The sequence below is a fragment of the Paenibacillus nitricinens genome, assembly GCF_052056485.1.
GTDB lineage: Bacteria > Bacillota > Bacilli > Paenibacillales > Paenibacillaceae > Paenibacillus_AQ > Paenibacillus_AQ nitricinens.
The window spans coordinates 3,114,493-3,141,216 of record NZ_CP183948.1 but is presented as its reverse complement, the minus strand read 5'-3'; the positions used below and the strand labels follow the sequence as shown (position 1 = coordinate 3,141,216).

25 protein-coding genes and 1 riboswitch are annotated in these 26,724 nt (G+C 41.2%); of the genes, 3 read left to right on the top strand and 22 right to left on the bottom strand.

All coding sequences use genetic code 11. From position 1 onward, the window contains the following. Positions 1-141: 141 nt before the first annotated feature. From ACN6KS_RS13975 to ACN6KS_RS13900, 16 genes are all read right to left on the bottom strand, one after another. Positions 142-369 (bottom strand): hypothetical protein, encoded by a 228-nt coding sequence (locus ACN6KS_RS13975; RefSeq protein WP_094869890.1) that lies wholly within the window; start codon positions 367-369, stop codon positions 142-144. 89 nt (positions 370-458) lie between these two features. Continuing rightward, a complete protein-coding gene (locus ACN6KS_RS13970; protein WP_440962249.1) occupies positions 459-2,084 on the bottom strand; it encodes a DUF4179 domain-containing protein in 1,626 nt (541 codons plus the stop codon). Then, complete coding sequence (locus ACN6KS_RS13965) at positions 2,062-2,652, bottom strand: RNA polymerase sigma factor (RefSeq protein ID WP_179281576.1); 591 nt, start codon at positions 2,650-2,652, stop codon at positions 2,062-2,064. Before ACN6KS_RS13965 ends, ACN6KS_RS13970 begins: the two co-directional genes overlap by 23 nt. Positions 2,653-2,800: 148 nt before the next feature. Continuing rightward, positions 2,801-4,360 carry an ABC-F family ATP-binding cassette domain-containing protein gene (locus ACN6KS_RS13960; RefSeq protein WP_440962248.1) on the bottom strand — a complete coding sequence of 520 codons (1,560 nt, stop codon included), beginning with the start codon at positions 4,358-4,360 and terminating at the stop codon, positions 2,801-2,803. A gap of 422 nt (positions 4,361-4,782) precedes the next feature. Continuing rightward, positions 4,783-5,526, bottom strand: coding sequence for a MerR family transcriptional regulator (locus ACN6KS_RS13955; protein WP_440962247.1), 744 nt, complete (start codon positions 5,524-5,526; stop codon positions 4,783-4,785). A 13-nt stretch (positions 5,527-5,539) separates the two neighbouring features. Further along, the gene (locus ACN6KS_RS13950; RefSeq protein ID WP_440962246.1) at positions 5,540-6,277 is read right to left on the bottom strand and encodes an ABC transporter permease; all 738 of its coding nucleotides are present in this window, start codon (positions 6,275-6,277) and stop codon (positions 5,540-5,542) included. After that, on the bottom strand, positions 6,274-6,990 hold the full coding sequence (locus tag ACN6KS_RS13945; protein WP_440962245.1) for an ABC transporter ATP-binding protein: 717 nt from the start codon (positions 6,988-6,990) through the stop codon (positions 6,274-6,276). Before ACN6KS_RS13945 ends, ACN6KS_RS13950 begins: the two co-directional genes overlap by 4 nt. Before the next feature lie 166 nt (positions 6,991-7,156). Continuing rightward, positions 7,157-8,461: a voltage-gated chloride channel family protein gene (locus ACN6KS_RS13940; RefSeq protein WP_440962244.1), complete on the bottom strand. Its 1,305-nt coding sequence runs from the start codon at positions 8,459-8,461 to the stop codon at positions 7,157-7,159. A 67-nt stretch (positions 8,462-8,528) separates the two neighbouring features. Next, positions 8,529-8,590: riboswitch (Fluoride riboswitch) on the bottom strand. 7 nt (positions 8,591-8,597) lie between these two features. Then, positions 8,598-9,317: a YebC/PmpR family DNA-binding transcriptional regulator gene (locus ACN6KS_RS13935; protein WP_440962243.1), complete on the bottom strand. Its 720-nt coding sequence runs from the start codon at positions 9,315-9,317 to the stop codon at positions 8,598-8,600. A gap of 168 nt (positions 9,318-9,485) precedes the next feature. Then, a complete protein-coding gene (locus tag ACN6KS_RS13930; protein ID WP_440962242.1) occupies positions 9,486-10,595 on the bottom strand; it encodes a 5-methyltetrahydropteroyltriglutamate--homocysteine S-methyltransferase in 1,110 nt (369 codons plus the stop codon). Positions 10,596-10,611: 16 nt separating this feature from the next. Further along, a complete protein-coding gene (locus tag ACN6KS_RS13925) occupies positions 10,612-11,544 on the bottom strand; it encodes a LysR family transcriptional regulator (protein ID WP_076204126.1) in 933 nt (310 codons plus the stop codon). Positions 11,545-11,665: 121 nt separating this feature from the next. Then, positions 11,666-12,781, bottom strand: a complete 1,116-nt coding sequence (locus ACN6KS_RS13920; protein ID WP_440962241.1) for a phosphodiester glycosidase family protein — start codon at positions 12,779-12,781, stop codon at positions 11,666-11,668. A 175-nt stretch (positions 12,782-12,956) separates the two neighbouring features. Beyond that, the gene (locus ACN6KS_RS13915; protein WP_440962240.1) at positions 12,957-14,477 is read right to left on the bottom strand and encodes a TPM domain-containing protein; all 1,521 of its coding nucleotides are present in this window, start codon (positions 14,475-14,477) and stop codon (positions 12,957-12,959) included. 604 nt (positions 14,478-15,081) lie between these two features. Then, positions 15,082-15,444, bottom strand: a complete 363-nt coding sequence (locus ACN6KS_RS13910) for an acylphosphatase (protein ID WP_256989792.1) — start codon at positions 15,442-15,444, stop codon at positions 15,082-15,084. 164 nt (positions 15,445-15,608) lie between these two features. Then, positions 15,609-16,547 carry a cysteine synthase A gene (gene cysK, locus ACN6KS_RS13905; protein ID WP_440962239.1) on the bottom strand — a complete coding sequence of 313 codons (939 nt, stop codon included), beginning with the start codon at positions 16,545-16,547 and terminating at the stop codon, positions 15,609-15,611. Between the two features lie 72 nt (positions 16,548-16,619). After that, the gene (locus tag ACN6KS_RS13900) at positions 16,620-17,645 is read right to left on the bottom strand and encodes a LacI family DNA-binding transcriptional regulator (protein WP_440962238.1); all 1,026 of its coding nucleotides are present in this window, start codon (positions 17,643-17,645) and stop codon (positions 16,620-16,622) included. A gap of 325 nt (positions 17,646-17,970) precedes the next feature. Between ACN6KS_RS13900 and ACN6KS_RS13895 the strand changes: the two genes are divergently transcribed. Continuing rightward, on the top strand, positions 17,971-19,023 hold the full coding sequence (locus ACN6KS_RS13895) for a 2,3-butanediol dehydrogenase (protein WP_094876107.1): 1,053 nt from the start codon (positions 17,971-17,973) through the stop codon (positions 19,021-19,023). A 79-nt stretch (positions 19,024-19,102) separates the two neighbouring features. Here the strand turns inward: ACN6KS_RS13895 and ACN6KS_RS13890 are convergent, their stop codons facing one another. Both ACN6KS_RS13890 and ACN6KS_RS13885 read right to left on the bottom strand, forming a co-directional pair. Then, positions 19,103-19,699 carry a GNAT family N-acetyltransferase gene (locus tag ACN6KS_RS13890; protein ID WP_094869871.1) on the bottom strand — a complete coding sequence of 199 codons (597 nt, stop codon included), beginning with the start codon at positions 19,697-19,699 and terminating at the stop codon, positions 19,103-19,105. Then, positions 19,696-20,376 carry an HAD family hydrolase gene (locus ACN6KS_RS13885; RefSeq protein WP_440962237.1) on the bottom strand — a complete coding sequence of 227 codons (681 nt, stop codon included), beginning with the start codon at positions 20,374-20,376 and terminating at the stop codon, positions 19,696-19,698. The genes ACN6KS_RS13890 and ACN6KS_RS13885 overlap by 4 nt, the downstream gene beginning before the upstream one ends. A 127-nt stretch (positions 20,377-20,503) precedes the next feature. Here ACN6KS_RS13885 and ACN6KS_RS13880 point away from each other — a divergent pair, with 127 nt between their 5' ends. Next, on the top strand, positions 20,504-20,998 hold the full coding sequence (locus ACN6KS_RS13880) for a DUF6803 family protein (protein WP_440962236.1): 495 nt from the start codon (positions 20,504-20,506) through the stop codon (positions 20,996-20,998). Positions 20,999-21,070: 72 nt separating this feature from the next. On the opposite strand, the gene ACN6KS_RS13875 is transcribed toward ACN6KS_RS13880, so the two are convergent. Beyond that, a complete protein-coding gene (locus ACN6KS_RS13875) occupies positions 21,071-22,519 on the bottom strand; it encodes a DHA2 family efflux MFS transporter permease subunit (RefSeq protein ID WP_440962235.1) in 1,449 nt (482 codons plus the stop codon). Between the two features lie 152 nt (positions 22,520-22,671). Here ACN6KS_RS13875 and ACN6KS_RS13870 point away from each other — a divergent pair, with 152 nt between their 5' ends. Next, positions 22,672-23,220: a PadR family transcriptional regulator gene (locus ACN6KS_RS13870; RefSeq protein WP_094876104.1), complete on the top strand. Its 549-nt coding sequence runs from the start codon at positions 22,672-22,674 to the stop codon at positions 23,218-23,220. 59 nt (positions 23,221-23,279) lie between these two features. Here ACN6KS_RS13870 and ACN6KS_RS13865 read toward each other — a convergent pair whose 3' ends face one another. The 3 genes from ACN6KS_RS13865 to ACN6KS_RS13855 form a co-directional block, all read right to left on the bottom strand. After that, a complete protein-coding gene (locus ACN6KS_RS13865) occupies positions 23,280-24,686 on the bottom strand; it encodes a sensor histidine kinase (RefSeq protein ID WP_440962234.1) in 1,407 nt (468 codons plus the stop codon). After that, on the bottom strand, positions 24,683-25,390 hold the full coding sequence (locus ACN6KS_RS13860) for a response regulator transcription factor (RefSeq protein WP_280786090.1): 708 nt from the start codon (positions 25,388-25,390) through the stop codon (positions 24,683-24,685). The genes ACN6KS_RS13865 and ACN6KS_RS13860 overlap by 4 nt, the downstream gene beginning before the upstream one ends. 102 nt (positions 25,391-25,492) lie before the next feature. Further along, positions 25,493-26,683, bottom strand: coding sequence for a cell wall-binding repeat-containing protein (locus tag ACN6KS_RS13855; protein ID WP_440962233.1), 1,191 nt, complete (start codon positions 26,681-26,683; stop codon positions 25,493-25,495). Positions 26,684-26,724 lie beyond the last annotated feature (41 nt).

Sequence of the window (26,724 nt, the reverse complement as noted above, 5' to 3'; positions counted from 1 at the left end):
CCGGCTGCCTTATCGTGTTTATTGAGCTATCGTTACCCGTCAGATCAATAAGAAAGAAAAACAGTATCCTCCTAATGTGACAAGAAAAAGCTTTACTTTGATCGTTGATACAAGGATCAGAAGATTCAGAAGTTCAACGAATTAACAAGCACAAGTAACGTCTTTTAAATTTCTTATAGCTATAGCATTCAGTCGAAGCGCTTCTACGATTGAATCTCTTACTGCTAATAATTCAAATCTTTCACGACTACCCATAGGTAATCTGCAAAGCAATGCTTCAATTCTTTTAAGACTTTCCTTCAGAACCACTCTTTGCTTACGCAAAGCATTCAAAGCTCTTTGAATTCTTCTCTTCTCTGCTGCAGTCATATACTACCACCTCTTTTCGATTGTGATAGTATAAGAGATGCGACAGAGCTTCTATCTGCTTGTACAATCCGGAAGGTAAATAATTGATTTCACTGCTTTTTGCTAGCTTCCATGATAGGAACGGACCAGTCTACATTGGTATACAACCGGTTGACTATTGTGCGTATTAATTGAAGCTGATCAGGGATCTTTGTTAGTCCTTCGGCACGGAATTCAAAATATTTCTTTTGGTTATTTGATTGAGATTGAACAATTACAATATAACCATCCTTCCATCCAGAGCCTTTAATAGAAAATGCTCCTTGTTTAGTAAGTTTGTAATCCTTGTCGTCCGTTGTCTTGATTACCCATTCATCATTCATAAACTCATTTCTCATTCTTCCACTAAAATGTAATGCCCCTTCCTTCGCTGATACATTCGCATCAGGAGACGACTCCACCGTAAAATCATTTAACATCAGCTCATCCCCATCAAATGCAAAGGGTATTGGATGTTCTTTCAGTTTCGCTGGCTCAAATTGCACACTAGAACCATCCACCTCTGGAATAGAATACCCATCGAAAACAAAAGTATATGGCATATCCTGCGGTAAATATTTAAACATATAGCTCCAATGTATTTGTCCTGGTTTTTCTCCTGGGGTACTTGAGAAAGCCATCACACTGTCCTTATTTGGTAATTTCCTAGCATTTACACTATGAATCTCTTCCCCTTGCTCATCCTCGAAATGAAATTTCAGCCCTTGCTGCTTCCATAGTTCACCCGGAGAACGGTTTAGCGCCTCTTCACTCAACTCCGTATCAAATTCAAAACGAACACCTTGCACCATATGAGTTAATTTTTTCAAGGTCACAGTTAAACCGTCTGGGGAGGTGTAGCTACCCGTTAGTGGCATGGAGGTCGTTTGTTTATTCGCTTCTGTCATATCCATTGAAAAATTGAAGTTCCAATCTCCTTTAAGAAGAGGGATGTTATTTCGTACATTTCCCAATTCAGTAATATGACCATCGACCGTAATTCGATCGGTTTGCAAAGGTTCAGAAAAATTAACAATCAAATAGTAAAAGTCATTGGTAAATCCAATATCAGATAACTTCCCTAAAATCTTCCCTTGATCATCTTTAATCGCAATACTGTTTCCTTCATTTAGGACTAACCTCTTTTTCTCATGCTTCCCATCAGGTCCGAACAACTGTAGAGCAACAATTACCCGCGTAGGATCTGCCACTGCTTCATCTATTTTGACCGTATAGCCTTTATCCTTCACCTTAATATTAGGATGTTCTACCAACCCAAATTCTTGTGCTCGTAAAAGGCCAATGTCCACATTATCTTTTACAAAAAGAGAACGTAACGTATCTGCCAGTGTGGGTACAGAATATAAAATCGCGGCACTTAGTACAACCAGTAATAAAGCCGCACCCATGGTTAATCTCAGTAACCTCTTAAGCTTCGGGTTCTTTCGCTTCCTGTCAGGAACCTTTACTTTCTCTAGTTCAACAAATTCTATTGAAGCCATAACTTGAGCCGTAAAGGAATCTGGTAACTTCTCCTCAAACAAAGCTTGCGACCACTCCCCTTGTTCTTCCAATAGCGTATGATAGATTAAATTGCAATGCGCACAAGCAGCAACGTGGTCAGTGACCTCCAAAGACCGTAAGGTGGGTGTATTTAGGATGTATTGCTCGATCTCAAATGGACTTAAGCACTTCATCGCTCTTCACCTCCTGGTGTGTCATGATTTGCTTCAATCGCTGTTTTGCACGATAAAGATCATTTTGGATCTTACTTAAAGGAACCTCTAAGAGCGTACACATTTCTTCATAGCTTAAATCATTGGTGTAACGAAGCAGCAAAGTCGTACGATAATTAGGCGGTAGCTTCTGCATTAACTGATGCAGCTCTGTGCGATGCTCCGATCGAATGAATTCTTCTTCTGGATTATCTGAAAGAGATAGTTCAGCAAGATCGTCTGGTAAGCTCGCTATAGGACGAGTTTTTTTCCACAAATCCTTCAGTAAATTAGTCGCGATCGTATACAGCCAAGCCGCAAAGTTTTTATCCAGATCATGTGAGGCTAGCTTACGATAAGCTTTTATAAAAGTTTCCTGAGTGATGTCTTGCGCGTCTTGATGATCGGCCCCCATTCCTCTCAAAAGGCCATAAATTTTATTCTTATATCGATTCACAAGGTACGAATAGTCTTCCTTTTGCCCATCCAGAACGTTTAGGATCCATTGCCTTTCTTCCTCTTTTCCAACTTTTGGTACATGTCCTTTCACCTTAAAGCCTCCTTGAAGCACGATACTGTATAGACGATTCCTATCAGAAAAACTCTCACTTTTATCCAAAAAAAGTAGATCTTCAATTATATTGAAGACCTACTCTGTTATTTAACCATATCGTTTAAGTACAAACTATACGAATTGATCACCGCAGTACCTGTAAATTTTTTCTGGTTTCATCTCCTATGTTAAGCACACCATCAACCCACCCCTGGTAAAACTGTTCTTCATGAGAAACAAGAATCACAGATCCTCCAAATTGGATTAAAGCTTTCTGTAAAGCTTCTTTTGTTTCAGCATCTAAGTGATTGGTCGGCTCATCCATAATTAGAAAGTTATATTCTGAAAGCAGTAATAGGCACAACTTAACTTTAGATTGCTCCCCGCCGCTGAGTGTACGTATTGACTGTATTACAAGGTTATCTTTAACAACACACTGTGCTAGATAGCGACGTATCTCCTTTACAGTCAGTTTGGGATCATAAGCTGAAATCACCTGAATAGGTGTCATTGTATCGTCTTCCCAAGTTAGATCTTGTTCAAAATAACCCACTTTAATTTGTTCTGCGAACTGAAACCTACCGCTAATCCCTTGGATCTCTCCAACCAACGTCTTTAGCAATGTTGATTTCCCGATTCCGTTGAACCCCGTAATCACGAGCTTTTGTCCACCGCGAATGGAGAACTTCAATTTAGGCAACAAAGGCTTATCGTAACCTACGACTAAGTGATCCACTTTAAGCGCCACTTGTGACATGCATGGAAGCTCCTTAAAGCGAATAGACGCTTTGGAGACAAATGTCGGAGCAGCGATTCGTTCCATCCTATCCAGCTGTTTCTGGCGGCCACGGGCAATTTTGGAATTAACACCTGCACCGTTTTTTCGAATGAATTGCTCAGTGGTTTCTATTTTTTTCTGCTGTGTATGATATTGCCGGATATGACTCTCTCGTAAATGTTCCTTCTGCTTCACAAAATCTGAGTATTTCCCGTGGTATTTTTTAATCGTTTCACCCTCAATGTCGCAAATACTAGTGGATATTTTATCGAGAAAGGCATAGTTATGAGATACCACAATGAACGCTTGATTGAATGCAATCAGATACTCAGCGAGCCAGTTAACATGTTCCTTATCCAGATAATTGGTTGGTTCATCGAGCAATAGCACATCAGGTTGTTGAAGTAAAAGCTTGGCCAGTATAACTTTCGTCCGTTGCCCCCCACTTAATTGCTCGATGGGACGGTCAATTCCAATTGCGTTAATCCCAAGACCCGTAACCAGCTTACTGATGTTGCTCTCCATCGAATAATAGTCTAGCGCTTCTAAGCGTTCCTGGTAGTCTGCTGCCTTTTGTAATAACGTTTCGTCGCCAGTTACAGCGCACGTTTCATAAAGCTCATTCATTTTTCGTTCTAGCTCATATAATTCTGAGAAAGCCTGTCTTAAATAATTATGAACCGTACGGTTTCCGTCCATGACAGCGTATTGATCGAGATGACCGATTGTAATATTGGGCTGCCACTTTATCATTCCATCATCCGGGATCACTTCGCCCGTCAAAATGCTAATTAACGTACTCTTCCCCGTTCCGTTCTGCCCAACAACGCCTACATGCTCACCCTTGTACAGTTCCATAGAAACATTCTTGTATAGAACCTTATCTCCAAAGGCATGTGATAAATTAGAAACCTCAAGTAAGCTCATTTTCTATTCCTCTTTTCTGGAATTAATTAAGAACGCAAAAAAGCAGAAGACACTGCACCTTTAGGTGCAAGCCTTCTGCTTGTCAGTACACGATTGAACGGCACAAACATACAAATGTCAGTGTAGAAACTGAGCACTATAACACAAAAGGCTGTAGACGAAAATTGTCTACAGCCTCTTAATCATTAACACCGAAAGATAGCATAACCAAATAAGCATGAAATTTCACACTAAATTGGACCACTATCCTTCGATGATATAAAAGCATTACGCTTTTGATTAAGCTCCGGACAACGTTTCATCGTTTGTATCCGTTTGTTCAGAGCAGCCTCTTGTACATAACTTTTCAGTTTCTACATGAATCATGTTAAACCATCCCTTCGTTTGGTAACAGTTTAAAACGCATGCCGTTACTTGTCAACTTAGCGCGGGAAATCATACATGATTTTGGTCTCTAACAGTTGAATAACTTCTTTTGCTTTATCTATCGCTTCTTCTAGAGAATAAATTAAACGATCCGTTACTGTGACAATATCTTCGAACTCTCCAGGCGTATCTAATATTTCTTTGATGCTTAGTTCCTTTGAGTGTTCAGCTGTATTTATTAGTCGAAGAATAGCATTCATTGAATAGTGCGCTGCTCGCAATGTACGAATAATCTTCATTCTGTTTAATTCTCGTTCAGTATAAATGCGATACCCATTCGGTAGTCTAGGAACCGTTAATAAACCATTTCTTTCCCAGTTGCGTAGGATCTCAGGCGATAAATTCAATAACTGAGTGACTTCACTCCGAGTATAGGTTTGATTAGACGATGATTCCTTGCCACTGAGCCATTGTTCAACCAATTGAATCGCTTCTAAAGCTAATTGATATTCTTGTTTAAGATGAGCCAAATAGACATGAGCAAGTTTAAAAGCCAGCTTGAAATCGCTTTTACCACTGGCTTCTGCAATTGCACGTGCTTTTGCTCGACTATGACCTTGAATAATCTCACAATGAAAAGCTGTTCTTGCTACTTGAAGCTGAAATAAATGGAGCTCTGAAAATACTCGATATCCATTCTCTGTACGAGGAACTGGAGAAATATACTTCCACTCTTCATAAATGCGAACGGTATTCGGATGTACGTTAACAAGATTCGCGATTTCTTTGGTGCTATACATCCGTATCCCACCTTCACTTCCATTTAAAGAATTTGATAGCGCCGCCTATACCAATCAATATACATAAACCAAGAATTATAATGCTAATGAATAAGTGCTGAATAGGTTCTCCAATTGAAACTTGTTTTAGTAAATGAATGCCATGTGAAAGTGGTAAAATATCCATTACCCATTGAAAAAATCGTGGCATAATCTCATACGGAATCGTCGCACCCGAAAATAGAAGCATTGTGAAGTAGGCAACTGAGCTCCATAAATTTGCAGACTTTTGATCAGGAACGACACTGCCGATAAGAATCCCAATACTGTACATCGCACACACTACAAATGCATATGTGAGGAGAAAGACTGTCCATGAACCGCCCATTTTATAATCAAATAATAAAGTATATACAGCAGTTACGCCAATAAACGAAACAAGTGCTGAAGATAACTGGATAACGACTTGTGCAAATAATATGTGTAAAGGGGACACGGGTGTTACTTGGAATCTTTTTAAAATCCCCCGGTGGCGATAGTCAGCAATAGTAAGGGGTACACCCATCACTCCAGTTGCAAGTACCCCTATACAAATGACAGCAGGGTAGGAGATTTCAAACATGGATGTTCCGCTGGCTGGCACTTCTTTACTCATGACATATCCAAAAAGAGTCGCCAATATGATCGGGAGTATGATCCCGAATATAAGTATATCCATGCCTTTCCAAACAAGCTTACCCTCTATTTTTAGTAGTGTCCAAAATAATTTCATTCCCATTCCTCCTCACCTGAAAAATATAAATAAGTATCCTCTAACGTTGCTTGTCCACTAAGCTTTATAATTTCTTGAACAGAACCAGACGTGACTGTTTTCCCATCTCTTAAAATGATTAAATGATCGCAGAGAGCTTCTACTTCGTCCATGTAATGAGAGGTGAGTACAATCGATAGTCCTTTTTCTTTCATAGTTAAAAGCTGTTTCCACAGCATTTTACGCGCCTTAGTATCAAGACCCGTTGTTAATTCATCTAAAAAGACGAGCTGAGGATTGGGCAAGAGGGCCAACAAAACGGCTAACCGCTGCTTTTCACCACCAGAAAGTGATTTCACAACCTGCTTTTTCTTTTCATGTAATCCAAAGGTATGGAGTAAGGGATCGATAGCTTGTGGTTTTTTGTACAAAGCACGCCATTGAATACAAGCTTCTTCTAGGGTTAGGCGATCTTGAAAATTCGTATCTTGAAATTGCACACCAACTTTTTGAAACACTTCCTTTCGTTCTGTGATCGGTGATTTCCCAAGTAATACAAGCTCTTGGAATTCACTTTTTTCGATGCCTAGAATTGCAGCAATACTCGAAGACTTCCCAGCACCATTTGCACCTAATAAACCAATTACTTCTCCTTCACCTAAATGAAAGCTTAAATCCTGGACAGCCAATTTATCTCCGTATCGTACAGAGAGATCTTTTACGGATAAAACCATATTCCCACCTCATTTCAGATATTAGGTTTACACTATATCAAATGAAGTAAAGGCTGGTGTTATATTGGAGGGTTTGTTTTTTGAAACAAAAAAAGGAGGAGGTCAGCTCGTATTACGAACTAACCTTCCTCTGTCAGGTGCTTATATTTTCAAAAATCCAACAAATTTATTTTCTTTTTTTAACATTACTTATTCTAGTCCCTTGAGGAACTGAAATGAACTGGCTCTTCGATACACCAATAAGCTGTGAAGTATAAATACTACTATGTCCAGAGAATAAATAACTCACTACACAAGCTATGAACATGTATACAGCTCCCTCTGACCCGAACAGCTCAATCCCCATTAAAAAGCAAGCGATAGGCGTACTAGTAGCTCCAGAGAAGACAGCAATGAATCCGAGAGCAGCCAGAAACGGTCCATATACATGTAAAAATCCAGCCAAAGCATTGCCTAATGTGGCTCCAATCGCAAATAGCGGAGTAACTTCACCACCTTGAAATCCTGTTCCTAAGGTAAAAGCGGTAAAGATCAGCTTCCATAAAAAAGCAAACGGCGAGACATCTCCCTCAAAAGAATCCTTGATTAATGGAATTCCAAGGCCTAAGTAATCACGGGACCCTATAAGGAAAACTAAGGCAATGATAATCAAACCACCCAGTGCACCCTTTATCATTGGATTGCTTATCATGGCGGTAAAGGTTCTTTTTAGAAAATGAGTCAGTTCACTGAAAAGCATACTCACGAGACCAAAAATCACAGAGGCCAATACCACTTTTAGAATAATCAATAAATTTAAGGCTGGAAATTCATTCACTACATAGTGAGTATGATGAACGCCCCACAATCGAGTGGTGACCAGATCACCAACAAAGCTAGCCACAAAACATGGAAGTAATGCCTGTTGGCTAATAAGTCCAATGGTTACTACCTCTAGACCAAATAAGGTTCCAGCCAGCGGTGTTCCGAAAATAGAACCAAAGCCTCCGCTAATCCCGCACATTAACAGTATTTTACGATCCAACGGGCTGATTTTGATTAATTTTCCAAACCACTCCGCGAGGCTTCCTCCCATTTGTACAGCTGTTCCCTCACGTCCGGCAGATCCACCAAACAAGTGAGTGACCAGTGTTCCTAACAATACTAAGGGTGCCATGCGTAAAGGAATGGTCTCTGTCCCATCCTGAATTTGTTCTATAATAAGGTTATTTCCTTTAGCGCTGTTTTTTCCGTAACGCATATATAAGAAACTAACAAATACTCCCCCAAGAGGCAGCAAATAAAGTAGCCACGGATGCTCTAAACGTACATCTGTTACATAGTCTAAGCTTTTCAGAAAGAAAGCCGAGGCAGTTCCTGATAAGAGTCCAACCACACTTCCGAGTACAATCCATTTGATAAATGTACTCCAAAGTGCAAAATGACTCCTTTTCTTCACGAATTCATGCCATGGTGCAGACCATTGATTCATAACAGCAACTCCTAAAGTCAGTATAAATGAGTCTCTACAACAAAACAGACTCCTACCAGTGAAGCACACTCTGGTAGGAGTCATTAGTCTGAAGAGACGGTTGTGGCGAACTCCATCGCCTTGTTATATGTTATTCTTAGTCCTCAGAATCTACGTTATGATACACTTGTTGAACATCTTCTAAATCTTCTAAGGCATCAATCAATTTCTCGAATTGAGCTTGTGCACCTTCAGGAAGTGTTACATAGTTCTGTGGTAGCATGTTAAGCTCAGCAACAGTAAACTCAGTGATTCCTGCATTTCTGAATACTTCTTGTACAGCATGGAACTGATCAGGTTCAGCGTACACGATAACCGCCTCATCCTCTTCTAGAACATCACGTACATCAAGTTCTGCATCGAACATCATCTCAATCACTTCATCGGCAGTTTTACCTTCTACACCGATAACAGCCGTTGAATCAAACATGTAAGCTACAGATCCGCTGACACCCATATTCCCGCCATTCTTACTGAATGTAGAACGGATCAAAGGCGCTGTACGGTTAACGTTATTCGTAAGTGCATCGACGATGATCATCGAACCGTTAGGTCCAAATCCTTCGTAACGAAGCTCCTCATAGTTCTCATCACCGCTGCCTTTGGCTTTATCCATCGCGCGGTCAATAATGGCTTTTGGTACATTGTAAGTTTTTGCACGTTCTAAAACAACCTTTAAGGCCCGGTTTGCTTCTGGATCGGGTTCACCTTTCTTGGCTGCTACATAAATCTCAACACCAAACTTTGCATAGACGCGACTTGTGTTGGCGTCTTTGGAGGCTTTCTTTTCCTTAATATTATTCCACTTACGACCCATATTGTTCCCGCTCTCTTTCAACATGAATTAAAAACAATTGTTACTTATTATACCCTTGATTAATAGCTCTAGTAAAGTGCGCTGGTAGGTTAATCCTCTAAGCTGACACAATACACGCATAAAAAAGGCCCCTAAATCAAACAGGAGCCTTCTAAAAACTTATTTTATTTATAACCAAACCTCTTGGGCTGTTTCAATTACGAGACGTATTTTATCCCACTGTTCTTCTTCGGTTAGGATATTTCCTTCCTCGGTGGAAGCAAACCCACATTGAGGACTTAAGCAAAGCTTCTCAATATCTACATATTGTGCCGCTTCTTCAATACGTGCTTTGAGCTGCTCTTTGCTCTCAAGACCACCATGTTTCGTAGTTACTAGTCCCAATACCACAAATTGATCTTTAATAAAACGCAAGGGTTCAAAATCGCCCGCCCGCTCATTATCATACTCCAAGAAGAAAGCATCCACTTTAGTATTCGAAAAAAGCTCTTCGGCCACAGGCTCATAACCACCAGCTGCGAACCATGTGGAGCGGAAATTACCTCGGCACACGTGAAGCGCGATCGTCATATCATCTGGACAACTGGCAATGCTCTCGTTAATCAACCTAACGTAATCCTTAGCCAATTGATCTGGATCTGTACCTCTACTTCGTAAATGGGCCCTATGTCTGCCACTACACAGCGTTCCCCAAGTTGTATCGTCTAACTGGAGGTAACGGCAGCCAGCATCATAGAACGCTTGGATTGCAGTTCGGTAAACAGCAATAATATCTTGGAATAGGGTTTCTTGATCCGGGTAAACTTCATTCCCGTTAAAATCCTCCACAAAGTGAAATAAAGCGGGTGAAGGGATCGTCATTTTCGGAATTTGGTCTCCGGCCATTTGTTTCAAAGCGATAAATTGGTCGATCATTGGATGATCTTCAAAGGCAATCCGGTCCACGATTCGAAAAGATTCCGCGCGCTGAGCGGCTTCCGCTCTTCCTTGATTTAAGTTAATCTTCTCAGTTCCTTTAATCCCTACAAAGAAATCGAGATGCCACCAGGAACGGCGAAATTCCCCGTCTGTGACCGCCAATAAACCCACTTCTTTTTGCAGTTCCAGTAGTTTGGCGATTTCAATATTCTCTATTTCATGAAGCAGACTGCCCGTGATTTCACCATTGTCATATTGGAGGCGGGCCGTTTTAATCTCATCCGTTCGTAAGAAGCTGCCAACGATATCGTATCGAAAGGGTGGAGCATTTCTCTGGGTGCCAATTACGGGTCTAATCATACCGATCCTCCTACTGCTATAGTAAAAAATGATTTAGATCAAAATAACTTCCAGAAACCAGGTCATTCAAAATCTCGATATACTTAGATGCCATTACACTCGGTCTGCGATCTTTATGCGCTATCCAGCCCACCGTAAATACTTCATTGCTCTCAAAAGGAATCGTCTTCAGTCCATCACCATTTAGATCGGATGCCAGAATTCCTGTGCCTACCGTATAGCAATCCGTACCCATTAATAAATTGGTCAGTGTCGCCCGGTCATTCACCTTAATATTCTTCTCAATTTGTGAAAAGCTTAACATTTCCTCTGAGAAGTGCAGTGAATTGTTCTCACCCTGTTCAAAAGTGATATAAGGGAACGGCACAATATCATCCTGAGTAATAACTTCCTTACGAGCCAGCGGATGTCCAGTTCGAACATAAAGATGCGGATCGGTATTAAAAAGTGGTGTGAATTTCAGATTGCCATCACTAAACAGTTTATTCATATGCTTATAGTTACTCTCGTTAATATAAAGAATTCCTAAATCACTGCGCAAGGTACGTACATCTTCGATAATCTCGTAGGTTTGCGTCTCTCTCAAGCTAAAGTTGTATTCTGAGACGTCATTGTGCTTCATGAGATTTACAAAGGCGTCAACCACAAAGGCGTAGTGCTGCGTAGAGATGGAAAAATAGATCGGACTACGCTTTTTCCCCGTATAACGATTCTCCATAAGCTCCGTCTGTTCAATAATTTGGCGGGCATAACCCAAGAATTCCATTCCCTCAACGGAAATACTGATTCCACGGTTAGTCCGCTCAAAAATCGTTATCCCCAGTTCACTTTCTAACTCTTTAATGGCATTGGACAGGCTCGGTTGAGAAACAAAGAGCTTCTTTGCCGCCTCATTCATGGAGCCACTATTTGCAATTTCGATAGCGTAGCGGAGTTGTTGCAACGTCACTCCTATTCCCCCTGTTCCAGACCTGTTAGTTCTGTATTCTGTTCATGCTAGGTGATATCGTAGCATATTTTCATATGGCAATCCAAGATAATCCTTATCTTATTTACGTATTAAGAGTGCTTTAGCGTGTACGCTTCTTAGCAGCATCAATTTTGGAGGGGTCAAGTCCCTTCCAAATATTCGGCATATCGACTTGCTCAGGGTGCTCAAATACCAGAAAAGCCGTAGGTAAATATCGTTCCCCATATTGAGAAGATGGCTTGTTCATAATCTCGTTGTCTTTTACCAGAACGGTAGAAGAACCTCCATCCAAGTTTGCTGCAATCACAGCCCCATGCTTAAGAAGGATTTGTTGCACATCGTATAGATTTGCCCCAATACTATAAGTAGGTTGTCTTCCATCAATAATAACAAATATAATCGCTCCGTCAGCTCGCTGGCCCATCGCTGTTCTTGGTGCAATTCCCCAACCTTCAGCCGCGTTCTTAATCAATCCTTTTCCATTGACGATTAAACGAGGGCTAAAAGTTACTGCCTCCTGAACACCCATTTTACTAATCTCGTCTAAAGAATAATTTCCAGCAACCATCTTCCCTTGTTTATCAAGACCTACGATTTGCGTGGATTTCTTGCCACCGAGACCGTTGTAATATAACTTACCTTGTGAGATCACAATACCGATAGGTTTAAATCCGTTACCTTTCCAGTTGGGGTCAGCGAATCCACCACCGTTAACTCCAGCGATAGCACCTGTGCGCTTCACCATACTAGTTACTTTCTCACCTGACCCTACCTTATCTGGAATTCCCAAACGGACTTTAGTAGGATCATTAACGATCATGACAAATCCTGAATATCCAGTACCTGAGACATTTTCTATCTCGACCAGTGGTTTCTCTTTTACTTCTGGTTCAGGAGTGATGGTGTGTGTATCCTTTTCGACCCCCATCTCTTCAAATTGGGCGCTATATTCAGTCACTCTGTTCTTTAATCCGTCCTCGCCAATAATATATTTAGCCATGTATCGGTGCTGTGTTGTAATCAGTGTATCAGCGATTGAATAGCGCAGATTTTTAGCCGAAGGTGCAAAGTAAAACCAGCCGCCCCCAGCAATCAACAAAATTAAACAGAATAAAAACACTTTGGATAATGTTCGGAAAAAGCTCCGTTTCTTACGTTTTTTTGTTGGCTTCTTTTTGCGTACGGTGGAACGTTGAGGTAATGATGAAGTGCTCACTTCTTTTTTCCTCCCTGACTATTACGGAATTTGAAAATAAATGTCTAACTTTATCATAGACGATGAATTTTATGAAAAGTTACTATTAAGTAACAACCTAAAACAAATAAGTAACCTCCTAAAACAAAACAAGCAGGTTTCGGATAACCCGGAAACCTGCTCATCTTCAACCTTTTTAGTGTCTTCCCGCTCCACCACCACTGCTGGCGCTACCTCCACCACCTGATGAGCCACCGCCGCCGGAAGAGCCTCCTCCACCTGATGAGCCTCTATCATCATTAGAGTAACTGCTGCTGGAAGAACTTGAAGAATGTCTTCCTGCGCCTCCGCCACTGCTGGAACCTCCTCCACCACGGTTCTCGTTGCTTGAGGAATAACGTCCTGCTCCGCCACCTCTAGTAGATCCGCCTCCACCACTGTTTCCCCAGAAGCTTGACTGTGAGTTATTGGATGGTGTGTTTCTATGATGGTGGTGGTGATTATTATAACGTCTGTGCCAACGTCTACCATAACCGTAATCCGCTTGACCGTACCAATTCCCATACCGACGAATATTTCTTGGGCTATACGGATTAAATGGCAAACCGTACATTTCAATATATTTATTGCGTCGTGAAACACCATATCCGAACAGTATGAGCGGAGCAAATATCAATAAGTAAATTAGAAGACCTTTGCCTACACTAACACTAGTCTCCTTTGATGAAGTGGTTGTTGAGGAAGAATTGGCGGCTGTAGTACCTCCACTATTTCCCGTCGCTCCAACGGATTGATCCGCTCTAGCCAATAAGAAGCTGTACAAAGCATTAGAAGTTGCCGTAGCTCCCGTTCCGTAATCTTTTTTCACAAATTGGGGCTCAAGTACAGTATCCAAAATATTGCTGATTGCATCATTAGTTAGAACCTTGTCGATGTCCTTCCCTTGCAGAACATGATAGTTGTCTCCACCTATGTCTAGCACGAGCATAACATCCTTAGGGCCAGCAGCAACGGAGGCAAACTTCATGTAGGTATAATCCTGAAGTGTTTTATCTCCTGCATTCTTTACAGTAACCACATAAATTCCGCTGCCAGTTGTAGTTTTATATCTGTTGCTAGATTCGTTCAAATAATCCTTTGTTACTTTTTTGAGTACACCGGCATTATCGGATACATAGTTTTTGGTGCCGACATTCTCCACCCAGGTCCCACCCATGGCTTGGATAAAAGCGCCATAAGTTTTACGTGCACCGTTACTATAAGTTTTTGCTGCAAAATCCGGTTCAAGATATTGAGAGAGAATCTCTTTAATCTTACTGTTAGGCAACGTGTCCTCAATACCCTTACCTTGTACCGCCCAGTAGTCATCATCTTTTATAGAGAGCAGCAGCAGAAGCCCGTTATTCTTATCTGCGGAGCCTACGCCCCAGCTATTGAATAGCGAAGTTGCATACTCTTCCATCGAAACTCCATTTGTAGAATCGACTGTCACCACTACGACTTGAGCGCCCGTATCCTGATGTAATCGAATCCCATAGTTCACCATGTAATTCTCAGCTTTCTCGTCGATCACATTTGCAAAATCATTCACATAAAATGACCCAGTATGCTTAGGTACAGCTGTCTTGGCTGAAGTTAAAACCGGAAGAAGCAAAACACTTAACATCAGGGTGGCAAGTGTGGTAAAAAGCATTTTTCTGAAAATTCTGTAGTTCATATGTACCTCCTGCTCTATCATAATCTCTTTTATTTATCGGTTACGCTCAGTTTACACAATAGTTCCATTTTGTTCTATTCGATAAACCACACAGTAATATGTTATATTAAGCCCCGGCCGCCTGATTCACATAAAAAAATTAGCGCTTTCAGATTTAGATATAGCTATAATAATAAAAATAATAATCATCAGGTTAATCAATATGCTTATGAAAAACTCTGATAATTTATTTTGATCTCTACGAAAAACTAATCGATTTAACTGAAACCCTAATGATATTCCCTCACCAATTAAATTAATAGGCAACAATATTAAAGGAAAAAGGGCTATTACATAGAGTAATTCCCAAAGCAGCGCTCCAACAATAAATGAGAGAATTACAAGACCAATTTGTATCAACGGCCACATTAAAATGATTGTACTGAACACGGATGTCCCTTCAATTAAAAACCCAAGCATTATTCCAACACTAATCAACAAACAAATAAAACTCAAAGAGGACCCTAAGGGTACAGCCGCGTGGCTCAATAACTTTCCATCGAATTGATCAAATACTTCAGTACCATATATAATTTACTTCTCAATTCAGCTAAACGATATGTACTTATTTCACTATCATGAAATCTTTCTCTCCCTCATGAATAGGCAGATCGCTCATCGTCACTTTTTTTACTGATGCCCGTTTCAATGATTGCATGCAATCAACTAAAAAAGAGATTTGCTGCTCTTCTCCTTGTACCTCTACCTCTACACTTCCGTCGTTTAAATTTTTTACCCTACCCGTTAATCTCATTCTTACTGCAATCGTATATATTTCTAACCGAAATCCCACATTTTGAACTCTACCCGAGAAAACCACTTTCTTTCTAACAATAGGGCTTGAAGGAAAATCCAGTAACTGAATACGATTGGCATGCCAAATCACATAATTATTTCTAACTTTTTTGAACACATTCACACGTTTCATACTCCTTTTTTAGAACTTCTACGATTTATGCTATATTGTACCATAGCCGTTGGTAAAATAAGGGGATAAAAGGATCACTCTTCAATCACTAAATACACAAAAAGACTCAGCTTTCCGCTGAGCCTCCAATTTCGTATTAACTTCAAGTCAAAGGTTAGTTCAATCTATTCGTTAATATCAAACAGAGTAGTTGTTAAGTAACGTTCACCCGTATCCGGCAGAATCACCACAATCGTCTTCCCTTTATTTTCTGGACGTTTAGCAATTTCTGTGGCTGTATATACCGCGGCACCCGACGAGATCCCTACAAGCAATCCCTCGGTTTTGGCAATTTCACGCGCTACATTAAATGCGTCTTTATTCTTCACCTGAAAAATTTCATCGACAACCTCTTTATTGTAAATCTCCGGAATGAAGTTAGCCCCAATTCCCTGAATCCCATGCGCACTAGGCTTGCCCCCAGATAGGACTGGTGAATCAAATGGCTCGATTGCGACAATATGCACCGAAGGATTCTTAGCCTTCAAAGCTTCCCCAACCCCTGATACGGTGCCGCCAGAACCAACACCCGCAATAAAAATATCAACATTCCCATCCGTATCCCGCCATATTTCCTCTGCAGTTGTTGTTCTATGAATTTCAGGGTTCGCTGGATTGCTGAATTGTTGTGGAATGTATGCATATGGAGTTTCAGCAGCCAATTCCTCCGCCTTTCTCAAAGCACCGCTCATCCCTTCAGCTCCAGGTGTTAATACAAGCTTAGCACCAAGTGCAGCCATTACCTTACGGCGTTCAATACTAAACGTATCCGGAAGAACGATAATCAGCGAGTAGCCAAGACTGGTCGCTGCCATGGCAAGGCCGATGCCGGTATTGCCACTTGTTGGCTCAATAATTACAGAATCTTTATGAATTAAACCTTTATCTTCAGCATCTTTGATCATCGCATAACCTATACGATCCTTAACGCTACCTCCAGGATTAAAAGACTCTAGCTTGGCAAGAATTTTTGCTTCAACATTCTGAGATTTACTATATTTCGAAATTTCCAATAACGGTGTGTTGCCAATCAAATCAGTTATGCTTTTGTATATATTAGCCATAATATTCTCCTCATTTCTTATTACCCCATCAGCTTACTTTGTATTAAGTCTAACAGGGTTTAGAGTATATTATCAACTTGTTGTATTCCGTCTAACAGAAACGCTGGACTCTCGCACGATTAAACGCGGATCAAGCTGCACCCTCTGATACTCTCCAGTAATATTATCCTGTATCCGTTGTAAAAGAAGCTGCGTAGCTAATCGAGCCACTTCATTCCCCATGATAGAAACGGAACTAATTTGAGGCGTTGTGATGGTTGTCCAAGAGTTATTATCTACCCCAACCACAGCTACATCTTCTGGAACACACACACCCAGTTCTTTAAAACGGTTTACAATCCCTATAGCGACCATATCATTTACAGCATATATTGCATCTGGCATATGGGTCAGGCTGTAGAAATAATCTGCGGCTTGTACCCCCGTTTGAAGGGAGAAATCCTCTCCAAAATAAACCAAAGAAACATCCACTTGATTCAAAGCCTGCTGATAAGCAAGATATCGATCCTCAATGAGATCTTTCTGAGCACCCGCATAAGCAATTCTAGTTCGACCAATACTATTTAGATGCTCCATGATTAGCTGACCTTCAAAACGTGACAGGCTAACGATATCTGCTTTCACATTCTCCGTAATACGCTTACCGTAGTTAATGATGGAGACCGGAACACTCGATTTATTGATTAGCTCTACCATCGTCTTTGGATAAGCAAGAGGCATGATAATGAGTCCATCGACATGTAATTTCTTGATCTCACGAATCGTTTCGAGCTCTGTCCGCGGATTTCCGGAAGTATTAATCTGAATGACTCGGTAACCGTCCTGTTTAGCGGCTTGCTCCACGGACCAGGCGATATCTGGAATGATAGCATTTCGAATATCAGGAACAGCCAAGGCAATTTGCTTCGTTTGGCGAATCTTTAGGCTTTGTGCAGAGGTGTTTGGGGTAAATCCCATCTCCTCGATCACTTGAAGAACCAATGCCTTTGTCTTGGAACTGATTCCCTCAGAATTATTTATAGCTCTGGAGACAGTAGCAATCCCTACTCCCGCTTTTTTTGCTACATCCTCTATGGTTACTTTGTTTTTATTAGCCAAGTTGATAGTCCCCTCATTTTCGGAATCGTTTCCGTTATCATTGCTATTATTAAATCTGTCCGTCTCCTTTAAGCCGTTTTTCCAATATATTTATTATAACATACAAGTGCTTATAAAAGCACTTATAGCAAGTAAAACACAGTCTATATATGCCTGATATCGCTGAGTTTAGGTGAAAATTTTCACTAATTTTTGATATTAATATTTTAGTATTTAAATTTGACAATATGAAAATTATGTGACATATTTGATTCGGAAACGTTTCCTCTTTTCCGGAATAAACACACTATTTATTATCAATTTATGAATCTAGGAGATGAATGATATGCAAGCATTAAGATGGCATAACGTCAAAGATCTACGTTTAGAAACGATTGATGAACCCGCTGCGCTTGAAGGAAAAGTGAAAATTAAAGTGGAATGGTGCGGAATTTGTGGCAGTGATCTTCACGAATATGTAGCCGGTCCAATTTTCATTCCTGAAGGCACTCCTCATCCCCTCACAGGCGAAAAAGCTCCAATCGTGATGGGCCATGAATTTTCCGGACAAATCGTTGAAGTAGGCCAAGGGGTTAGCAAGTTTAATGTTGGTGATCGAGTTGTCGTCGAACCTGTATATGCATGTGGAGAATGTGTGGCGTGCAGACAAGGCAAATACAATCTTTGCGAGAAAATGGGCTTCCTAGGTCTCGCCGGTGGTGGCGGTGGATTCTCAGAATACGTTGCAGCAGACCAACATATGGTCCACAAAATTCCTGACAGCTTATCCTATGAGCAAGGCGCTCTGGTAGAACCTTCTGCAGTGGCTCTGCATGCTGTTCGTTCCAGTCAATTGAAGGTTGGAGATAAAGCTGTAGTATTCGGTGCGGGTCCAATCGGTTTGCTTGTAATTGAAGCTTTGAAAGCATCTGGCGCGGCTGAGATCTATGTTGTAGAGCTTTCTGAGGAACGTAAGAGTAAGGCTGAGGAGCTTGGGGGTATCGTAATCGATCCTAAGCAATATGATGTGGTTGAGGAAATTCAAAAACGTACAGATGGTGGCGTGGATGTTGCTTTTGAAGTCACAGGTGTCCCTCCCGTTCTAACACAAGCTATCAATTCCACTAAATTAAGTGGTCAAATTATGATCGTTAGTATTTTCGAGAAAGATGCTACGATTACACCTAACAACATCGTACTTAAAGAACGTAATTTAACCGGTATTATCGGATACCGTGATGTATTCCCAGCAGTAATTAGCCTGATGGAACAAGGTTACTTCCCTGCGGACAAATTAGTGACTAAAAGAATCAAATTGAACGAAGTGATTGAACATGGGTTCGAGGCGCTTTTGAAAGAAAAAAATCAAGTGAAGATTCTTGTAAGCCCTAAACAATAACCATAAGCAGCCAAGTGGCTGATCTATAGAAGAAGAGTCCTTCTCAATATGAGAGGGACTCTTTGCTTCTTTTATCAAATCACGCGTACTTCTCATTTAATAAATAGTGCAGATTCTCTTTGACCGATGGCCATTCTTTATCCAAAATACTAAAGACAACATTATCATGAATCGAACCGTCAGATCTGATTCTATGTTGGCGCAGAACCCCTTCTCTTACAGCCCCTAATCGTTCTACTGCTCTTTGCGACCTCAAGTTAGTCTTCACCACTGTAAATTCTACACGTATGAGCCTTAGGTCTTCAAAGCAATAGTGAAGCAGTAATGACTTAGCCTCGGTGTTCACACTAGTTCTCCAATATTCAGGCGAGATCCAAGTACATCCGATTTCAGCATTACGATGAACTAAATCCGGATGCATGATTCGAGTGGTACCGACGATTTGTCCAGTAGCTTTATCAATGATGACGAATGGAATTTGCGATTCATTGTTTTGATTTGCGAATGCGGTTGTGATTAAATCCTGCACCTGCTCGTCCGACGTTATTTTTCGCCAGGTAAATTCCCAGATGTTTGGATTTCTTAATACTCTCGCTAGCCCTTCTACATGGCTGTCATCCATTGGAACCAGCTTGACTGTGTTGCCCTCCAAAATTGAATTACGAGGTTGGATCATTTCGCACACCGCTCTCTTAATGATATATGTTGGATGATAGCCGCAATTTCTTCTACTCGATAAGCGATATGATCTGCTCCAGCATGCTCTAGTTCTCCTTTAGGACCGTAGCCAAACGTCACACCGATAGATTCTACTCCACAAACAATAGCTCCGATGATATCATGTTCGCGGTCTCCAATCATCACAGCTTCTTCTGGAAGAATGGCATTCTGATCGAGGACGTACTGTATCACATCTTTCTTTTTAGAACGGGTGCCGTCTAGATTACTACCACCAATATGATCAAAATAATGATCTAGTTTGTAACGCTCAAGAATTTGTTCTGCAAAAACAGTAGGCTTAGAGGTAGCTACATACAACGAATATCCGTTATTCTTAAGACCTTCCAGCAATTGCGGTATACCATCAATCACCCTATTCTCATACAGTCCAACGACGCTGTAACGCTCACGGTAGAAGATAACCGCTTGACGCGCTTGTTCCTCTGAGAACTGATGTAGCTCAATAAAAGAATCGTAAAGAGGTGGGCCTATATAAGGAAGAAGCATATCTAAATGCTCGATTTGAATATCAAATTTGTTTAATGCGTATTCGACGCTTTTTGTAATCCCTTCTTTAGGGTCCGTTAATGTCCCATCCAAATCAAATAAAATACTTCGTAGTCCTCTTCCCACGCTGTCTTGCTCCCCTCGATTGTAATTAATGGATGTATTTATAATACATTCGTTTCTACATACTTTCCACATACTTCTTTAATACGATCAGTGCGAAAGTTATTTTTATATATCGGAGGAGTATTTTATGAATATGACCCATTATATGTCTTTGCTAGCAGATAATCAGCCTTGGAACTTGATTTTATTCATGGCGATCCCTGTGATTTTTGCTGAGACGATCACCGTTACAGAGTTTATTATCTTGTTCACCAAAAATCTAAAGAGCTCTTTACGAACCTTTAACAAAATCTGTAGCATTCTGGCTGGGTTGTACTTCACAGGCGTATTCCTCTACTTGTTTCCTACCGCATTCATCCCTTTGACAGTGAATGGTGAGTGGCACACATGGGTTGACGTAGTAGCCGTAGGCTTCTATTTGAGCGGAGTGCTTTTCTTATTACCGCTAGCTTTGTTAGATCTTGGTCTGATCGCTCGTAAACGAACAGATGAACAGAAAATGAAGCTTCATTTTATATTCATCAGTGGATTCTTGGTTGTAGCGCATATCGCGATGATATTCGGGATGATCAATCCGGAAATTGTGGGCAGCATGGGTGGAATGGGCGACATGATGCACTAACTAAGGGTATAAAACATAAAAAAGCAGATCAAGGTTTAGCCCTTGGTCTGCTTTTCTAATGTGAAGCGAAGGTTATCCCGCACTCTGAACAGAAATCACACTAGGCTTCTTGCGCAATAAAAACATAAGTGGTAATCCAAGCAACACGATGATTGAGCCGACTACGAATACATCATTCACACCCATGGTAAACGATAATAATCTTATCGTATCTGCATTATCTGCACCTGAATTGATCAATTCTTTAGAGTGCAGTATGGATCTTGTGGACAAAATAGAAGTGAACACCGCAATCCCAAGTGAGCTTAACACATTCCGAACCCAGTTGTTGATCGATGTGGCATGACCTGACCATTCGACTGGAATTTCCTCCATAGACGCAGTGCTGCTCGGGACGTTAGCTAATCCAATCCCTAAATTGCGAACGACCATCGCCCACATCACGAAGCTGTAAGAAACGTTCGTATGCAGCCGGCTCATCATGAATAAACCGATGAAAATAAATAAAATACCAGCAGAAATTAACTTCACAGGTCCGAACTTCGGATACAACTTACCCACAATTGGGCTTAACAATGCAAGGAGGATCGAAGATGGTAATAAGATAAGCCCGGTCTTTAGTGTTGTTGCTCCTTCTACCGTCTGTAAGAACAATGGTGTTAAATAGGTTCCAGCATACATTGCTATCGTCACCAGACTATAGATACTTAGCATGGCAGTAAAGCGGCGATTTCGGAAGACACGTAAATTCAGCAACGGCACTTCCGTCTTGAGCTCGTGCAAGACAAAGTAAACTAGAAGAGCTATCCCCACAAGTATTAATAAAATAGTCTTCCATGAACCCCATCCCCAGCTGTTACCTTGGCTAAATGCGGTTAGCAATGATAAACTCCCCAGTACAACGGTAAGGAATCCGGGAATATCAAATGATTTCGGAACATTCATTCGATAGTAAGGAATTAACGTTACGGTCAGAATAATAGCAATCATCCCAATGGGAATGTTAATTAAAAATAACCAGTGCCAGCTTGCATACTGAAGTAACCATCCGCTAAATGTCGGACCTATGGCTGGGGCAACCATCGCGGACAGTGACCACAAGCTCACGGCAAAAGGTCTGCGTTCAGCTGGAATCACTTGGAATATAATCGTCATCGTACAGGCCATAATCAGCCCGCTGCAAGAGCCTTGAAGCATCCGAAATACAATCAAAGTTGTAGGATTCCAGGCTATTGCACAGAGTAAGGAGAATATGGTGAATCCCGTCAAGGCGAATAAATAAAGCCGCTTATAGCTGAATCTGCCTCCAAGATAACCGGCAAGCGGTGCAGTTACACCCGTAGCTAGCATAAAACCTGTGACCATCCATTGCATAGTGTTCAGGTTCGAATGGAAATGATTCATTAAAAGAGGAACAGCAATGTTGATAGTTGTTGTACTTAAAACAGAGACGAAATTTCCGAAGAATATGGCAATCATTATAGGCCAAAAGAGAATTTTACTTTCTTGTTTAACGTCCACGCTAACCCTCCTATATCTTTTCATATGTCTACTTTTACATATATCAATTAACTTAAATAATGTTATAATTGTATGGATAATATGTCAATCTTGACATATCCCCAAAATTCACAATATAAACGGATTTATAATAACTGGAGGGTATCAGAGTAATGAATACACTGTCTTACGGACTTCTAGCTTTACTTACTGCTAACCCGTTGTCTGGATATGAATTAACTCAGAATATCAAACCGTTATGGCGGGCCGGACATAGTCAAATCTATCCTCTTCTAATGAGCATGGAGCAGCAAGGATACATTTCATATCAGCTTATTGAGCAATCCGATAAGCCGGACAAGAAGGAGTACTCCATTACAGAGGCAGGACTAGAGCAATTACGTAATTGGGTGGAAACCCCAGCTGAACCTCCAGTTCTACGGGACGAGCTACATTTTAAGCTGTATAGTTTATGGCTCTCCAAACCAGAGGAAGCAAAGGCCCTTCTGCAGCAACGTGCGGAGTTTTGTAAAAGCGAGCTAGAACGTTACAAGATCTTGCTGAAAGCCAACGATGTCTTACGTGATGAACGAAGGGAGACTCGTGAGTTAAAAGCTTCGACTTTTGGACGTTATTTACTCATCCGTAAACGAGTGCTTGATATGGAGAGTTCTATACAATTTTGTGAGTGGGCACTTGAAGAGCTTGAGCCAGCAAAATAGTTTAGTAGATTGCACATAAAAAGAGACTTCGCGTAAATACGCGAAGTCTTTTTCGGCTCTTACTTTTCGACGAATGGTAATCTAGGCAGCTGCACCTCGCAACGAGTTCCAATGCCAGGCTGACTTGTAATTCGAATCTTACCGCCGTGTAATTCCACAAGCTTTTTAACAATGGATAGTCCAAGTCCTGTTCCACCATATTGCCTGGATCGTGATTTCTCAACTCTGTAGAATCGTTCAAAGACATAGGGTAGTTCTACCTCAGGAATACCTATACCGGTATCTTCCACAATAAATAAAACGGAGTCCCCATTGACATCCTCATCTACATGGACAGTAATCTCACCTGCATCCGTATAGCGGATTGCATTCTCCAGAAGATTCATCATAATCTGTTCCATACGCTTTTCATCTCCACGAACCCTACACGAATCTCCATGATACGTAATATTCAGCAGAAGTCCCTTTTCTTTAGCTTTCAATTCCACTCTTCGTACCGCTTGTTCTGTCATGTACTTAAGATCTATCCAGTCTAGCGTAAGTGTGATTTTACCTTCTTCCATCTTTGCCAGTTCAAATAAATCTTCTACCAGATGCTCAAGCCGATGCGCTTCCTCGTGGATAATATCCAAATACAGATCTCGTTCCCCTTCGGTCTCATAAAGTCCATCCTTTACAACCTTGGTATATCCCTTCAAATAAGTGATGGGTGTTCGTAGTTCATGAGAAATGTTGGCTAAGAATTCCTGACGCGTATCCCTGTATCTTTGCAGATCTACAGCAAGGTCGTTAATAGCTCCTGCCAAAAACCCGATTTCATCGTTACTCCGTATGGAAAGTCTCGTTTCCAATTCACCGGCAGCAATTTTTCTAGTCGCCTTCTGCATCTTGATCAGCGGCCTGGATAACAATAAACTAATGATTCCCGTGATCCCTAGTGCCAATATAAAGGCCCCAATTCCTGCGAGCAACAGCAGATTACGGATAGAAGCCAAGGATTGCTTCATGTTCTCTGTAGAGGACATTACATATAGTGCAGACTGGATAGTTTGACCATTTGAAATTGGTTTTCCAGTGATGAAATATCTGTGTCCGGTAGGATCTGTATACTCAAAATTCACACTTTTTCCGGCAAATATCCGAGTAATATCCGAAGCATTGATGAATGAACGATCTGCGCGGTCATGAACACCCGAATGGAGAATGACACTACCGTCTTTTGAAATATTAAATATACTCACGTCCGAAAATTCTGCAAAAGCACTCATCATCTGCTCGTTTGAACTATCCGGTGATTCAGCCATTCCGATAAAATGCGAGGTTAACTCCTCAGTTTCTTTTTGCATCTCGTTATAATAAAAGCTGGTAAACATTCGGTCTATCGTTATCCCAAGAATTAGCAAAACAACTAAAAAAACAGACATAATAACTGACCCGAGCTTCAGTCCGATCATATTATTCTTCATAGATGATTACCTGGGATCTCAAATTTATAACCTAACCCCCATACCGTTTGAACAGGATTATAAGAGAGACCCGCCTTATGTAATTTCTCGCGGATATTCTTAATATGCGTGTCGATGACACGGTTCTCACCCTCATAATCGTTGCCCCATAAACGCTCCACTAGTTCTTCTCTCGTAAAGACACGGTGCGTATTTTGCGCCAAGGCCGTTAGCAGATCAAATTCCTTGAGTGTAAATTCAACCGCTGTATCCAGAATATACACCTCACGAGCATCCGGGTAAATCGCTAGCTCAGGGTAGCTCAGAACCTTTTTCTGAGGTTGTTGGGTCGATGTAAGCATTGAACGCCGTACCAAAGAATAAATTCTTGCCACTAATTCCTCTGACTCGAACGGTTTGGTGAGATAATCATCCGCTCCTATGCCGAGACCACGAACCTTGTCCTTAGTTTCCGAACGAGCTGTCAGCATTAGAACGGGGACAGAGCTTACCTCTCTAACGGTTTTACAGACTTGCCAGCCATCCATATCTGGCATCATCACATCCAGCAGGATTAGATCAAAGTTATGTTGTTTCAGCAAAGTGAGTGCCTCATGCCCCGTTGACGCTTCTCTAGTCGTTATTCCTTCTTTTGTTAAATAAATCCGAATTAAATTTCGCATATTCCATTCATCATCAACGATCAGTACCTGGAGCTTATTCAAGTCATTCACCCTCTTCATTGCCTAGTTCTAATTCTTCTTATTATACAAAATAAAAACAGAACAAGCCGACATCATTGCTAATGATGCCAGCCTGTCATACCCTTAGTGACCGGAATGGGAATTGCCGCCTGCAGCCGGAGAGATTTCCAGCATATCATCGATTTCGCTTTGGGCACTCTCTTTGATGGTATTGATGTCCCCTGTTAACCAAGCATGGTTATAAGGACCTTCTGCTGGCGAATCTTGAAATTTAGGTTGAAGGGTCATCATATATTCCATCACGGAATCTGGCAACCCGTCTTTTTCAGTAAAGATAAGCGGTGCATGTTTCCCTAAATGAGAAAAAGGTGCAGCGGCGATCGCCAGCATCGTTGAGTCGGTAGTCAACAAAGACAAATTATGGCCAGGCGTCGTTATGCCCCAGCCGAAACCGTTGCTGGCGTCCTTAAAAGTAGCAAAAGCAATGGCATTCTCATAAATGTCTTTTCCAGCTATACGGGTTACTGTGCCGAATTCCTGTAATTGCTTTTCTACTGCTGTAGATACAACTTTTTCAGGTCCTAAGATATAAATCGTAGCCGAACCTCCACGCTCTTTCAAAGCATTAACCGTAGGGTCTGGAATTTCATCTTTTGTTACATAGAGAAGCGGCTCTGGCATATGGGCGATCCAATTCACTGCAGGCAGTGTGTACTCAGGACTATCCATAGAACCTACAATGACTGCCTTTGGAAGTTCACCGGAAGCTTTTGCATAATAAGTATCAATGGCTTGTGCTATAGCTGCCGGCTCGTTCCCTTCAATTCGGTCTACTTTCAGATCCAGTGTCTTTAATTGTTCTTCGACATTGGAAGCCATGGGTCCGACGAGCACTACTTGTACACCATTATTACCTTCTGCGCCTAAAGGATTCAATCGCTTAAGCTCTGCTATCGTTGCCTCAGGAACACCCTCTTTAGTTGTAAAAAGAATAGGGCCATTATTCGGATGATGGATCAAATCCGCACTAACTGCGGCAATCTGCCAATGGCTTACATCCGTTAATACTACACTTGAAGGTCTGTTGTTCTTCGTCTGTGCAGTCCAAAGGGTTTGTGAAACAATAACTGCTGCCTCAGTAGGGTCAGAAGTATTTATACGAGTTGTGTTTTTTGTTGCGATCCACGGTTGATCCACTGACGATATAGAAGCTTTCTTATCTGATCCAGATGGGGCGTTATTGCTCGATTGACAGCCAGCTAACACTGCACTTAAAAGCAATGTAACAGCAACTATGGGTATGATTTTTTTCATCCTAAACCCTCCATTTTGAATTTCTCGCTTGATTTAGAGTA